Origin of the sequence: Kineococcus endophyticus (assembly GCF_040796495.1) — a bacterium.
In the GTDB taxonomy this organism is placed as follows: Bacteria; Actinomycetota; Actinomycetes; order Actinomycetales; family Kineococcaceae; genus Kineococcus; species Kineococcus endophyticus.
In genome coordinates this window covers 178591-191751 of sequence record NZ_JBFNQN010000009.1, presented here as the reverse complement: position 1 = coordinate 191751, position 13161 = coordinate 178591, and the positions used below count along the sequence as shown (strand labels likewise).

The 13161-nt window shown below is 75.0% G+C and carries 10 protein-coding genes; 1 reads left to right on the top strand and 9 read right to left on the bottom strand.

The window, feature by feature from the left end; translation table 11 throughout:
• Nucleotides 1-19: 19 nt before the first annotated feature.
• The 7 genes from AB1207_RS14455 to AB1207_RS14425 all read right to left on the bottom strand — a co-directional run bounded on the left by AB1207_RS14455 (nucleotide 20) and on the right by AB1207_RS14425 (nucleotide 9693).
• The gene (locus AB1207_RS14455) at nucleotides 20-1717 is read right to left on the bottom strand and encodes a sodium:solute symporter family protein (RefSeq protein ID WP_367639079.1); all 1698 of its coding nucleotides are present in this window, start codon (nucleotides 1715-1717) and stop codon (nucleotides 20-22) included.
• On the bottom strand, nucleotides 1714-2013 hold the full coding sequence (locus AB1207_RS14450) for a hypothetical protein (RefSeq protein WP_367639078.1): 300 nt from the start codon (nucleotides 2011-2013) through the stop codon (nucleotides 1714-1716). Before AB1207_RS14450 ends, AB1207_RS14455 begins: the two co-directional genes overlap by 4 nt.
• Nucleotides 2014-2147: 134 nt before the next feature.
• On the bottom strand, nucleotides 2148-3461 hold the full coding sequence (locus AB1207_RS14445) for a methyl-accepting chemotaxis protein (protein ID WP_367639077.1): 1314 nt from the start codon (nucleotides 3459-3461) through the stop codon (nucleotides 2148-2150).
• A gap of 298 nt (nucleotides 3462-3759) precedes the next feature.
• The gene (locus AB1207_RS14440; RefSeq protein ID WP_367639076.1) at nucleotides 3760-5304 is read right to left on the bottom strand and encodes a glucoamylase family protein; all 1545 of its coding nucleotides are present in this window, start codon (nucleotides 5302-5304) and stop codon (nucleotides 3760-3762) included.
• 203 nt (nucleotides 5305-5507) lie between these two features.
• The gene (locus AB1207_RS14435; protein ID WP_367639075.1) at nucleotides 5508-7820 is read right to left on the bottom strand and encodes a hypothetical protein; all 2313 of its coding nucleotides are present in this window, start codon (nucleotides 7818-7820) and stop codon (nucleotides 5508-5510) included.
• Nucleotides 7821-7843: 23 nt separating this feature from the next.
• Nucleotides 7844-8491, bottom strand: a complete 648-nt coding sequence (locus tag AB1207_RS14430; protein WP_367639074.1) for a response regulator — start codon at nucleotides 8489-8491, stop codon at nucleotides 7844-7846.
• The gene (locus AB1207_RS14425; protein WP_367639073.1) at nucleotides 8479-9693 is read right to left on the bottom strand and encodes a sensor histidine kinase; all 1215 of its coding nucleotides are present in this window, start codon (nucleotides 9691-9693) and stop codon (nucleotides 8479-8481) included. The genes AB1207_RS14430 and AB1207_RS14425 overlap by 13 nt, the downstream gene beginning before the upstream one ends.
• A 131-nt stretch (nucleotides 9694-9824) precedes the next feature.
• Between AB1207_RS14425 and AB1207_RS14420 the strand changes: the two genes are divergently transcribed.
• On the top strand, nucleotides 9825-10022 hold the full coding sequence (locus tag AB1207_RS14420) for a hypothetical protein (RefSeq protein ID WP_367639072.1): 198 nt from the start codon (nucleotides 9825-9827) through the stop codon (nucleotides 10020-10022).
• An 84-nt stretch (nucleotides 10023-10106) separates the two neighbouring features.
• Here the strand turns inward: AB1207_RS14420 and AB1207_RS14415 are convergent, their stop codons facing one another.
• Together AB1207_RS14415 and AB1207_RS14410 are read right to left on the bottom strand one after the other, a co-directional pair.
• Nucleotides 10107-11138, bottom strand: a complete 1032-nt coding sequence (locus AB1207_RS14415; protein WP_367639071.1) for a cell wall-binding repeat-containing protein — start codon at nucleotides 11136-11138, stop codon at nucleotides 10107-10109.
• Between the two features lie 212 nt (nucleotides 11139-11350).
• Nucleotides 11351-13060 carry a dihydroxyacetone kinase family protein gene (locus AB1207_RS14410; RefSeq protein ID WP_367639070.1) on the bottom strand — a complete coding sequence of 570 codons (1710 nt, stop codon included), beginning with the start codon at nucleotides 13058-13060 and terminating at the stop codon, nucleotides 11351-11353.
• Nucleotides 13061-13161: the final 101 nt, after the last annotated feature.

Sequence of the window (13161 nt, the reverse complement as noted above, 5' to 3'; positions counted from 1 at the left end):
GGGCCCTCGTGCGTGCGGGTCAGACGACCGCGAACAGCACGTAACCGGCGACGGCCAGCGTCAGGACGACGACGGACAGCACGGTCGGGTTGCGGTACCAGCCGGCCTCGCGCGGGACCGCGCGGACCTCGGCGGGCGTCAGGCTCCACACCAGGCCGCGCAGGTCAGCCTCCGGACGCGGGGTGCCGCCACGGGAGATCAGCCAGCCCACGAGCACGGCCACGACGGTGGCGACACCGCCGCCGAGGAAGCTGGAGCCCTGACCGGACAGCGAGAGGACGCCGACCTGGTTGAGGACGAAGACGAACACGGCGGACACCGTGCCCGACAGCAGACCCCAGAACCCGCCGTTCCCGGTGAGCTTCTTCCAGAACAACCCGAACGCGAACACCGCGAACAACGGGACGTTGAAGAAGGAGAACAACGTCTGGATGTAGTCCATGATGTTCGTGAAGCCGGCGGCGATGAACGCCGTGCCGATGGCCAGCGCCGTCCCGACCACCGTCACGAGCCGGCCGACCTTGAGGTAGTGCGCGTCGTCGCGTCCGGGCCGCAGCCAGTCCTGCCACAGGTCGTAGGTGAAGACCGTGTTGAAGGAGCTGACGTTGGCCGCCATGCCGGCCATGAACGCGGCGAGCAGACCGGCCAGGGCGACCCCGAGGAAACCGCTCGGCAGCAGTTCGCGCAGCAGCAGCGGCACGGCGTCGTTGTACGTGGCGTCGCTCGGCAGCCCCCGCTTGAGGCTCTCGATGCCCGGGATGAGCACCGCGGCGACCATGCCCGGGATGATGATGACGAGCGCGATGAGCACCTTGGGGATCGCGGCGATGAGCGGCGTGCGCTGCGCGGCGGAGGCGTTGCGGGCCGAGAACGCGCGCTGCACCTCGGTGAAGTTCGTCGTCCAGTAGCCGAAGCTCGTGACGAACCCGAGCCCCAGGACGACACCGAAGGTGGACCCGATGGAGGAGCCGATGCCGGTGAGGTCCTGACCCGGGAACGCCTGCAGCATGTTCCCGTCACCGTTCGCGGTGAGCTTGTCCACCAGGCCGTCCCAGCCGCCGACGCGGTGCAGGCCGACGAGCGTGATGGGCACCATCGTCACCACGATGACGAAGAACTGCAGGACCTCGTTGTAGATCGCGGCGGACAGGCCGCCGAGGAACGTGTAGGCCAGGACGATGACGCCGGCGACGACGATGGCCAGCCACGTCGGCCACCCCAGCAGCGCGTTGACGACGATCGCCATCGCGTAGAGGTTCACGCCCGCGAGGAGGATCGAGGCGATCGCGAACAGCAGGCCCTGCAGGCGCTGGGTCTTGGCGTCGAACCGGCGGCCGAGGAACTCCGGCACGGAACGGACCTTGGACCCGTAGTAGAACGGCATCATCACCAGGGCGAGGAACACCATCGCCGGGATCGCGCCGATCCAGTAGTAGTGGAACGCCTGCTCGCCGAACTGCGCGCCGTTGGCGGCCTGGCCCAGCAGTTCCGTCGCGCCGAGGTTGGCCGAGACGAACGCCAGACCCGTGACCCACGCGGGCAGGCTGCGGCCCGAGAGCAGGAAGTCCAGGCTCGAGGAGACGCTGCGCCGCGCGATGAGGCCGATGCCCAGGACGATGAGGAAGTAGAACGCGACGAGCAGGTAGTCGACGAGGTGGGCGTCGATGCGCAACGTCCCCGTCGCGGCGGACACCGCACCGGCGAAGGTGGCGCTCACGCGTCCTCACCCGCCGGTGCCTGGTCCGCGTCCGCCGCGGGTTCGGCCGGGTGCAGCGGGCGCAGCAGCGTCCAGCCGACGAACACCGCGGCGAGCAGCAGCATGCCGATGCCGGTCCAGAGGTTGAGGTTGACGCCGCCGGTCTTGGCACGGTCGGCGTCGGTGAAGGAGACGAGTCCCCAGACGAGGCAGACGACGCCGTAGACGGCGAACAGGCCTCCGATGACGGTGCGGATGTCGAAGAGGACGTCGGCCTTGCGGCCGGACGTGGGGGTGTCGGGGTGTCGTGCTGACACGGGATCTCCAGTGACGGGCGATGGTTGTGCCCGAGCACTCTTGCATGAGGCAACCACCTGGGCGAACGCGGGTACCTCGGACGGGTGACCCCACGTCCCGCCGCGCGTCCTCCGGGGGGCCGTGCGAAGGGGCCTCAGCGGGCCGGGGCCGCCGGGATGGCCGAGCGCAGCCGGTCGACGACCGCGACGAGGGCGGGCGGGGCCGCCGAGCTCGTCGTGTCGAACACGACGCCGAGCTCCCAGGCGCCGGCGGACCCGGTCGCCCGCGCGACGGCGCCGGCGAGGTCGAGGGTCCGGCCGCCGTCGGGCCAGTGCACGACGACGCGGGTCCCGACGCCGATGCGCTGGGGCGTCTGCGTCGCCACGCGCGCGCCCCCGAGCCCGAGGTCGAGGACGGTCGCGGGGTTGTCGCGTCCGTCCACACGCAGGACGACGGCCTGGCGGCACGGGAACCGGTCGACCCGGCGCCGTTCCATGGTGGCGGCGAGGTCGCTCATGCTGCGGGCGCCCTCGACGGCCGCGGCGACCGACCCCTGCAGCGCGACGAGCGCGCCGCGCTGGGTGTCGGCGACCGACCGCAGGCCCTCGGCCGCCTCGTCGATGCCGGCGATGCGGTCCTGCACGGCACGCAGGCTGCGCAGCACCGCGTGGGCGTTGGCCTGCACGGCCGCCACCGTCTCGGTGATCTCGTGCGTCGACCCCGCCGTCGTCGCCGCGAGGTCCTTGACCTCACCCGCGACGACGCGGAAACCGTCCCCGGCCGCCCCGGCCCGGGCCGCCTCGATCGTCGCGTTGAGGGCGAGCAGCTTCGTCTGGCCGGCGACCTCGGCGATGACGGTGGCCATCGACCCGACCGAGCGCAGCGAGTCCTCCAGCGCGGCGACGTCGCGGTCGGCCTGCGCGGCGCGCTCGAGGATCTCCCGCGTGGCGGTCGTCGCGGCGAGTGCCTTGTCGTCGATCACGTCGGTCGAGGACTGGACGCTCGCGACCTGGCCCTCGACCTCCGCGAGGCGCTCGACGATGGCCGAGCTGGAGTCGTCCACGACTCCCTGGGCGCGGACGCGGGACTGCCGCTCGGTGAACTGCAGCTGCACGAAGGCGCCGCGGACCTGCTCCTCGAGGCGGTCGGTGGCCGCCTCCTCGGCCTGCGTCGCCGTGGCCGTCAGCTCGGCGTGCGCGGCGCGCAGAGCCACCTCGGCGCGTTCGGCGCGGACGGCGGACCAGGCCAGGGCGCACGTCGCGGGCAGGACCGTGAGCCCGGCGGCGGCCGCGAGCGCGGTGGACCCCCCGCCGTCGGTGAGCAGGTGCCCGCCCGTGAGCACGGCGGCCGGGGCCAGGGCGGCGACCGCGCGGCCGCCGGGCCCGTGGCCGCCGGCGACGGCGAGGAACGGGCGCAGCACGGCGGGCGCGGGGGACGGGGACGTGGTCGGCGTCTCCTGCGACGTCATGCCACCCCTCCCGTCACGGCCCCGTGCGACCGGCGGTCGCCGATCGTCCTGGAGAACCATCGGCCGGTGCGGGGCCCGGATTGAACGTCTCAGGGCAGTCGGTCGGACCGGTCCTGCAGCAGGGCATGGCAGACGCGGTGGGCCAGCTCGGCCAGGCCGGCTCCCGCCAAGGCGGCCGACCGCATCGGGGCGAGCGTTCCTCCAGGGCGGTGCGCGTCCCCACGTCGGCGTCGGTCCCGCAAGCGTCCTTGCCCGGCGGCGCGGGGCCGCCGGGCTTCGGAGGAACTGGGGCCCGGTGTCAGCCGCGGGTGGCGAAGACCTCCTGCTGCATGAGGGGTCGCAAGGTGCGGGAGAACTCCGCCCCGACGTGGCGCCGCAGGACGTCCCCGCCGAGAGCGTTGCCGAGGGAGGCCATGACCATGCCCTGGTCGAGGGCGAGGAACCGGTCGGAGACGCGGCCGCTGCGGACGGCGATCGCGTCGAGGAAACCGCCGTCGGTCGTGCAGTCGAAGTCGGCGGCGAGGTTGCGCAGGTTCTGCACGGCCTGGTCCGGCGCGTACCGCAGCGCGAGGAACGAGGCGTGCGGGGTGACGACGCCGTCCCCGTAGGAGGTGGGGGCGGGGGAGCCGGGACGGCAGCCCTCGAAGGCCTGGTCCACGGTCGTGCGTTCCTCGTCGGAGGTGTACCCGGGGCCGTCGAGGCCGAGCTGGTCCACGCCGTACTCCCGGTACCCGCCGGCGGGGTCGTTCGACGGCGAGAAACCCCAGTACCCGTACCCCGCCTCCTGCATCCCGTGCTCGATCTGGCACTGCACGTAGAGCGGGTGGTTCCGCCGCCACGACCGCGGACCCCACTCGTCCTCGGGGACGAGCAGCGGGACCATGAGCGCCTCGAACATCGAACCGCCCCAGGTGGGGACGACGAGCTTGCCGCGGTAGGGGAGTGCCCCCTCGAACACGCGGACGCCGCCGTAGGTGCGCCAGGAACCCTGCGGCTTCGTCTCGGTCCAGGAGTAGTCGCAGGAGTCGTCCGGGAACGTCCGGACGGGCCCCCAGTAGTGCTCCGGCGGGATCTGCCCGGCGGCGATCCCGAGGTAGGAGGCGACGCGGGGTTCGGTGTTGAAGGCGCCGTAGTGGTGGCCGGTGTACCAGACCGGGTCGCCGCCGCGGTAGTTCCCGACGACGGCCGCGTCCTCGTCGGGGTCGACGTCCCAGAAACCCCCGCGCAGCTGCCCGCCGGGGGCGTTCTCCGCCGCGTCCCAGTAGAACCCGAAGTCCATGCGGCAGCGCAGGTCCCGGGCCTGCCGGCGCAGCGACGGCTCGGCGCGCTCGACGACGAGGAGTGCGGCGGCGAGCCAGCCGTTGTCGACGGAGGACAGGAAGGGTTTGACGACCTCGCCCGAGGTCGGGAACTCGGTGAGCTTCCGGCCGTCGGCGGGGTCGTACCAGTTGTAGTACATGCCGCTCTGCTCGTGCCGTTCCAGGCCGGCGATGGACTGCAGCGTGCGGGCGAGGCGGCGCTTGGCCTCGCCGCGGGCCAGCAGGCCGAGTTCGCGGGCCGCGACGGTCGACCACAGGCCGCAGCCGATGTTCGTCGGGGACGTCTGGTGCCCGCGCGAGGCGGTGGACAGGTCGGCGCCGATGTCGTCGGCGGCCAGACCGGTCGCGGGGACGGTCAGCGCGTCGAGGCAGCGCCAGGTCTGCTGGGCCCAGGTGCGCAGCTCGGGGGCCGGTCGCCGGGGGGCGGCGCCGGCGCCAGGGGCGGCGGTGGCCAGCGCCCCGGCGGCGAGGCTCCCGGTGAGGAACGTGCGGCGGTGCATCGGGCTGGTCAGCGGGGTGGGCATCGAAGCTCCCGTGAGGTCGTCGGCGGTGACGTCGCAGCGATGTATGCGCTTACTGCGCCGCCCAGCCTGCCCCTGCCGTCCCCTCGCGTCAACCCCGACCCGGCCCCGACCCGACCCCGACTCGGGGCGGAAAACACACTTTCCGCCCCGGGGAAGCGATTGCCGGGGGCGGAAAGAGTGTTTTCCACGCGGGGTCGGGGGGCTCAGGGGAGGCGGACGCCGGCGCCGCGCATCTTCTTCTTGGTGCGCTGCACCGACTCCTTGAACGCGCGCAGCACCTTGGTGCCGCGGCGGCGGTAGCCCAGCAGGTCCATCGCCGCGTCGAGGACGGCGGCGTCGGCCGCGGTGACACCGAGGTCGGCGTAGGCGAGCGCGACCGCGGCGTCGACGGCGGCCGGCGGGGTCTGGTCGATGTTCGGGTTCCCGCCGTCGAGGGCGGTCACGAAGTCGGTGACCGCGCGCTGCGCGTCCTCGGCGGACCCCAGGCCCTTCGGGAACGACTCGACCGGCAGGGGGGCGGCGAGGACGGGGGGCACCGTGGCCTCCTCGACGACGGGCGCGAGGGCGCGCACCTCCTCGGCCAGCGCACGCGCCTCCGCGCGCGGGTCGGCCGACCAGTCCGCCATCCGCACGAGGCGGTAGCTCAGGCCGCTCGCCCGGGCCCGCGCCGGGCGGACGACCTCGCGGTCCTGGACGCGCCAGGAGGCCAGCGCGTCCTCCAGACCCAGCAGCAGCCGGGCACCGCCGTCGCGCAGTTCCCGTTCCGCGGGCAGGTCCGGCGCGGCGGGGACGACGTCGACGCCCGCGGACACCAGGGCGGCCGTGACCGCGTCGGCCAGCGTGGACGGTTGCGGGCTCAGCGCGAGCGGCACCGGCGTCACGGCGCGGGCGGCCCGGTCCCACGCCGAGGTCCCGTCGCCGGGCGTCCCCAGCAGGACGAGCTGGCGGGCGGCACCCGCGAGGTCGGCGACGCGCGCGGCGTCGAGGCGGTGGGCCTCGTCCACGACCAGCACCTCCACCTCCGGTGCCGGGGCGTCGTCGGCCGGGGCGACGACGACGGGCCGGGCCCGGGCGCCGGACAGGGCGAGCTGCAGCTCCCGGGCCGAGCGCGCGCGGCGCTGCTCGTCGAGGCGGCGGAACTCCTCCGCGACGCGGCCGACGGGAGCCCCGCCGGGGGTGGACGCCTCGAGGGCCGCCCGCCAGTGCGTCCCGTCGACGAGCCGGGCGACGTCGGCCGTGCCCGACCCCGCGGGCACGGCCGCGGCGAGGTAGGCCAGCCCCTCGGCGTCGACGGCCGCACGGTCCTGCCGCGACCGCACCGCCCCGACCGCGCTGCGCACCCGGTCCCCGACGGTCCCGAGCCGCTCCAGCTCGGGATCGGTCGGGACGTCCGGCAGCACCTCGGCGACGGCGGCCAGGCTGCGGCGCAACGGCTCCAGCAGTTCACTGAGTTCGCCGCGCGACGGGGCGGGGGCCGGGGCGCCGCCCAGCAGGGCGGCCCAGTCCCGCTGCAGCGCCCCGAGCGTCTCGACGTCGCCGGGGCCGAAGGACGCCCCGTCGTGGCGCAGCGCCGCGAGCCGCTTGAGCTCACGTCGACGCTCGCGCTCCTCGGCGGACAGCAGCGACCGCGGCTGCCGCGCGAGGACGGCCGCGGCCTGGTCGAGGTCGGTGCGCAGGGCGGCCGGGACGTAGGTGCGCAGCGCGTCGTCCACGCGGCCCAGGAGCGGCAGCGCGGCCGCCACGTCGGCGGTCGTCCGCGGTCGCCACCCGGTCTCGGACGTCAACCGCTGCACGAGGCCGGCCAGCCGGTCCAGTTGGTCGGGGAGCCGCTCGAGGTCGGCCGCGACGGCGGCCAGGCGGTCGTCGGGCACCCCCCGCAGCGGGTCCTCGCCCGCGGTGCGGGCCCGGTCGAGGAGGGCCACGACGCGTGCCCGCTCGTCCGCGGACCACGTCGCGGCGGCCGGCAGCAGCGGCGGGTGCAGGTGCTCGGCGCGCAGCGCGGCGAGGCCCGCCACCTGCTCGGACCGGCTCGCCCCGGCGCTGCCGTCGGTCCCGCCCCCGGCCGAGAACCACGCGCGGTGCCGGGCGTCGAGGTCGCGCAGGAGCGTCAGCCAGCGGTTCGGGTCCGCCGGCGGGAGGTCGGCACCGCGGCGGCTGGGGTCCTCCGGGACGTCGGCGAGGAGGTGCCCCAGGCCCAGCCGGGCGAGTTCCGCGCGCGCCCCGTCCGTCGACGCACCCGGCACGAGCCGCACCGAGCGGCCCGTGGCCGCCAGCGCGGCGAGCAGCCCGGCCAGCAGCACCGGCCCCTCCGCACCCACGTCCACGACCACCGGGCCCCCGGCCAGGGCCAGGTCGGCGACCAGTTGGTGCCGCGAGGACGCCGTCTCGGGCAGCAGCGACACGCTCGCGGGAGCGGGCGGCACGGGCACCGGGGAGACCGGGGACGGCGCTCCGCGCAGGACGGCGAGGACGTCCTGGTGGCCGGCGCCGGCGGGTTCCAAGGGTGCGGTGCTCACGCGGCGAAGCTACCCGGTGCGGCTCAGCCCGCCCGCAGGTAGCGCAGGACGGCGCTGACGCGGCGGTCCGCCTCGTCCGTGGGGGCGAGGTCGAGCTTGGCGAAGATGCTCCGGATGTGCTTGTGCACGGCGCCGTCCGAGACGACCAGCCGGGCCGCGATCGCGGAGTTCCCCAGACCCTCGGCCATGAGGCCCAGCACCTCGCGCTCGCGGGCCGAGAGCCGGTCGAGACCGGCGTCGGTGCGGGTGCGGGTGAGCAGCTGCGCGACCACCTCGGGGTCCACTGCGGTGCCGCCGGCCGCGACCCGGTGCAGGGCCTCGAGGAACTCCTCCACGCGGCCCACCCGCTCCTTGAGCAGGTAGCCGACGCGGCCGGCACCCCCGGCCAGCAGGTCGGTGGCGAACGCCTGCTCGACGTAGGCCGACAGGACGAGGACGGCGAGGTCGGGGTGGGTCCGGCGCGCCTGCACGGCGGCGCGGATCCCCTCGTCGGTGTGGGTCGGGGGCATCCGGACGTCGACGATCGCCACATCGGGCCGGTGCTCGTCGACGGCGGCGAGGAGGGCGTCCGCGTCGGCGGCGGTCGCGACGACGTCCAGGCCCTCCGCGGCCAGCAGCAGGGCCAGGCCCTCGCGCAGCAGGGCGTCGTCCTCCCCGATCACGATCCGCACGGCAACCGCACCTCCACCCTCGTCGGCCCGCCCGGCGGGCTGGTCAGCTCCAGCGTCCCGTCGAGCGCCTCCACCCGGCGGAGCACCCCCGTCAACCCCGACCCCGCACCGGGGTCCGCGCCACCGCGGCCGTCGTCGGTGACGACGACGTGCAGGTGCTCACCGAGCCGCCGCACGTCGACCGACGCCGTCCGCGCACCCGAGTGCCGGGACACGTTGGTCAGGGCCTCGGCGACGACGAAGTACGCCGTCGCCTCCACCGACACCGGGCACCGCGGTTCGACGGCCACCTCGACCCGGCACGGGACCCGGCAGTCCGCCGCGAGGCCGGTGACGGCGGCGGCCAGTCCGCGGTCGAGGACGGGCGGCAGGATCCCGCGCACGACGGCGCGGAGCTCGGCCAGGGCCTCCTCGGCGGCGGCCTGGGCGCGGGCGAGCAGGTCGTCGGCCACCGCGGGGTCCCGGGCCACCGCCCGGCGGGCCGCACCCAGCAGGACGGTCACCCCGACGAGACGGTTCTGCGCCCCGTCGTGCAGCGACCGTTCGATGCGCCGCAGTTCCGCGGCGTGGGCGTCCAGCGCCGCGGCGCGGGTGGCGGTGAGTTCTGCGACCCGCAGGGACAGGTCGACGTCGGCGGGCGGACGCAGCAGCGCGCGGCTGCGCGCGGACTGCGCCCGCGCGAGGACCGGCAGGCCGACCAGGGACAGCAGCGCCCACACCGCCCCGAGACCCGCGACGGCCAGCGCGTCGGGCCACGCGTCGACGGTCCACCACCACGGCGAGGGGTCCTCACCGGCCGGGACGAGCCACCACCAGAGGGGGAAGGACAGGTCGCGGACCGCGTACACGGGCAGCAGGACGCCGACCAGACCCAGCAGCACACCGACCACGGCGTGCGGTGGCAGCCACCGGACGTCCCTGCGCCACAACGGGTCCGCGAGCGCAGCCCGCAACCGCTGGGGGCCGGGACCCCACGTCGGCGATCCCGTCCGGGTGCGTTCGGCGTCGGCGAGGCGACGGACCCCGCGCGCCGCGGACGGGACGAGCAGCAGCCCGATCCCCACCGGCAGCAGGGCCACGACGATGAGGAGCCAGAGGACCAGGAGCGCCGCGGTCAGCGCGGTGCCGAGCCCACGACCGAGGTCGAGGAAACCCGCCCGCGCCCGGACCAGCCGTGCGCGTCCCGCTGCTGCCGTGGTCATCGCCTCGACCGTACCCAGGTGCGGTGCCCGGCGTCGGTACAGCCAGCACCACTCCAGGACGGCAGGACGCGGGATGTCCCCGCCACCGTCCGGCGGGCGACGGTGGTGGCTCACCGAACCCAGGAGGAACCGTGGACGACCGTCATCACCTTCGAGCGCAGCAGCGCAGCACCCTCCGGGCCGGCAGTTGGGTCCTGCTGGTCGTCGGGCTGGTGGTGAACGTGGCGGGATCGCTGGGGTTCGCACCCCTGGCGGTCGGAGTCGCCGGCGGGGTCGCGGTCGCCGTGGCGGTGGCCGGGCTGGTCCGGTTCCGGCGCCGGACGAGGTGACGGACGAGGTCCTGACGCGACGGCGGGGCGACCGGTGCTCCGGCCGCCCCGCGCGTCGTCGTCCTGCCCTCCGGTGGGCGGACGTCAGCAGTTCGTGGTGAGCGCCTCCGCCGTCACCGAGGTGGGACCGCCGAGGATGATCTCCCCGGAGATGTTCGTGTTGCCCTGCACGTAGGTCGCCAGGGAGGCCGGGGTGCAGTCCTTGGGCAGCAGCAGCATCGGGGCCGCGTTGACGGCGGCGGCGGGGACACCGGCGAGGGCGTCGGGGAAGTTGTCGCCCGTCGCGATGACGACGGTCGAGGCGTCGGGGAACACCGCGGTCGCGACGGCGGCCGACGTCTCGTAGCGGTCCGCCCCGCCGACCCGGGTGGCGTCGGCCGGGTCGCTCGTGCGGCTCGCGACGGTCGCGGCGATGGCGTCGCTGACGGACGTCGAGCTGCCCACGACGAGGCTCGAGGCGAACGTGTGCTGGGACATCCACTGCGCGACGGGCGCCGGGATCGAGGTCGGTTCGGTGATCATCACAGGAACCCCGGCCGACGCGGCGGCGGCACCACCGGAGAGGGCGTCGGGGAACGTGTCCCCGCGGGTGACGACGACGCCCTCGGGGTTCGGGAAGAACTTCTCCGCCACGTCGACGGCCGTCTCGTAGCGGGACGACCCGGCGATGCGCGTGACCGTCGAACCCGGTGCGGCCGTGCCGATCGCGGTGAGCACGGTGTCCGAGACGCGGTCGGTGCCGCCCACGACGTAGACGGTGGCCGGCTTGAGGCGGGCCAGTTCCGTGGCCGTCGCCGCGGGCAGGTCCCCGGCGCGGGTCAGGAGCAGCGGGGCGTCGAGCGAGGCCGCGGCGGGCCCGGCCGTCAGGGCGTCGGCGGGCGCCTCGCCGCTGGCGATGAACACCGTGCTGCCGCTGGAGGGCTGGAAGGAACCCTGGGCGATGACGGCGGCCGTCTCGTAGCGGTCGGCGCCGGCCGCACGGACGAGGCCGACGTAGGGGAAGGGAGTGCCGACCTTCGGGACGGGGGTGGCCGCCTGAGCGGCTCCGGCGCAGACGGTCGAGAGCAGGGCGGTGGCGGCGAGGGCGGACAGGGTCGAGCGGCGGACCAGGCGCATCGTGGATCCTCTTGTCGCAGGTGACGGGGCGTCGTCGCCGCCGCGGTCGTGAAACTAGGACATGGTTGCCCGCGGCGCCCTTCGAGATCGCGGACTCACCCGCCCGGCCCACACCCGTCACCCGCGCGCAGTCCTGCGGTCACCCCGGTGGGGGACCGTCGTGACGGAGGGCCGGTAGGTCCGGCCCTCCGTCACGACGATCCCGACCTGGCTCAGAGCTCGTCGGCGACGGTGCGGGTCACCAGCGCCAGCGACACGGCGCCGGCGTCGGGGTGGCCCAGGGATCGTTCGGCCAGCGGCCGGGCCCGCCCGATCTGCGGACGCAGGTCCTTGGTCGCCTCAGCGGCCTGCGTCGCGGCCTGCGCGGCGGTGGTGAACGCGCTCTTCAGGTCCTCCCCGGCCCCGATCCGCTCCGCGAGGGTCTGCGCGACGGGGACCTGCGCGTCCAGCATCGTCTTGTTCCCCACCCGCGCCCCGGCCAGGCGCTGGACGGCCTCCACCGACGCGCTCGCCCCAGCGGCGACCTGCTCAGGCGTGGGCTTGCCCTCATCGCCCAGCTGCTCGGCGAAGGCGTGCAGCAGCACCCCCCAGATCACCCCCGACGTCCCACCGGCCCGGTCGGCCCACGCGCCCCCGGCCGCCGACAACGTCGAGCCCGCCCCGGCGCCGGCGTCGGCGGCCTGACGGGCGGCCTGAGCGGCGGCCACGGACCCGTTGACCATCCCGGTGCCGTGGTCACCGTCCCCGGCGATCGCGTCGATGCGGCCCAGTTCGGCCTCGGCGTCCTTGAGCACGTCGCGGACGGCCTCGATGAGTCCGGCGATCTGCTGCCCGGCCTGCGCGGCCTCGGCCGGGGTGCCGGAGTAGTCGGCGACCTCGTCCTGCGGAGCCTCGTAGGTGGGGGCCGGGGTCGTCTCGATCGTGGCGCCCACGGACAGGGCCGGGCACTGGGCCGGCGCCGTCCACAACGTCTCCAGCTCGGAGTCCAGCCAGGTGACGGTCAGGGAGCAGCCGGCCATGTCCAGGGAGGTGACCAGCTCCCCGACCTGGGGGGCGACGATCTCGTACCCGGCCGCGCGCAGGCGCGTGGCGATCGGCACGTAGAGCAGGAACAGCTCCTCGTACTTCGTCGAGCCCAGACCGTTGACCAGGACCGCGATCTTCCCGCCCTCGGGGGCACCGTCGGGCTTGCCGGCCAGGACCTTGTCCACCAGCAGGTCGGCGATCTCGGTGGGGGTGCCGATGGGTTCCTCGGAGATGCCGGGCTCGCCGTGGATGCCCAGACCGACGCCCATGTGGCCGGGGGTGACGGTGAACAGGGGTTCGCTCTCCCCGGGCAGGGTGCAGCCGGCGAAGGCGATGCCCATGGAGCGGGTGAGGTCGTTGGCGTGGCGGGCGGCGCGCACGACGTCGTCGAAGTCGTACCCGGCTTCGGCGGCGGCGCCGGCGATCTTGAAGGCGATGACGTCGCCGGCGATGCCGCGGCGCTGGCCGTTGGCTCCCTGGCCCTCACTGGCGACGTCGTCGGTGACGACGAGCAGTTCGGCGCGGATGCCTTCGGCGCGCAGGCGTTCGGCGGCCAGGCCGAAGTTGAGGATGTCCCCGGCGTAGTTGCCGAACCCCAGGACGACGCCGCCGCCGCGGTGGGCGGCCTTGGCGACGTCGTAGACCCAGCGGGTGGAGGGGGAGGCGAAGACGTTGCCGCACACGGCGCCGTCGGCAAGTCCCGGGCCGACGTAGCCGGCGAAGGCGGGGTAGTGGCCCGAGCCGCCGCCGGCGATGACGGCGACCTTGCCCTCGGGGGTGGCGGTGGAGCGGATCACCCCGTGCGGGACGGGCTGGACGTAGTGGGAGTACAGGTCCACGAAACCGGCGACGGACTCGTCGACGAACGCTGCCGGGTCGCCGAAGATCTTGGTCATGGGTCCTCCTGCTGCTGCGCGGCGGTGAGCGCGCACAGGATGACCCATCTGCTCAGTCGACCACCACCTCGCGCTCACATGAGCACGTCGGTTGTGGGCCC

Bases quoted from the DNA above. Each gene is read 5' to 3' on its own strand.
- AB1207_RS14445 (WP_367639077.1), bottom strand. From the start codon at position 3,461: ATGACGTCGCAGGAGACGCCGACCACGTCCCCGTCCCCCGCGCCCGCC.
- AB1207_RS14440 (WP_367639076.1), bottom strand. From the start codon at position 5,304: ATGCCCACCCCGCTGACCAGCCCGATGCACCGCCGCACGTTCCTCACC.
- AB1207_RS14425 (WP_367639073.1), bottom strand. From the start codon at position 9,693: ATGACCACGGCAGCAGCGGGACGCGCACGGCTGGTCCGGGCGCGGGCG.
- AB1207_RS14415 (WP_367639071.1), bottom strand. From the start codon at position 11,138: ATGCGCCTGGTCCGCCGCTCGACCCTGTCCGCCCTCGCCGCCACCGCC.
- AB1207_RS14410 (WP_367639070.1), bottom strand. From the start codon at position 13,060: ATGACCAAGATCTTCGGCGACCCGGCAGCGTTCGTCGACGAGTCCGTC.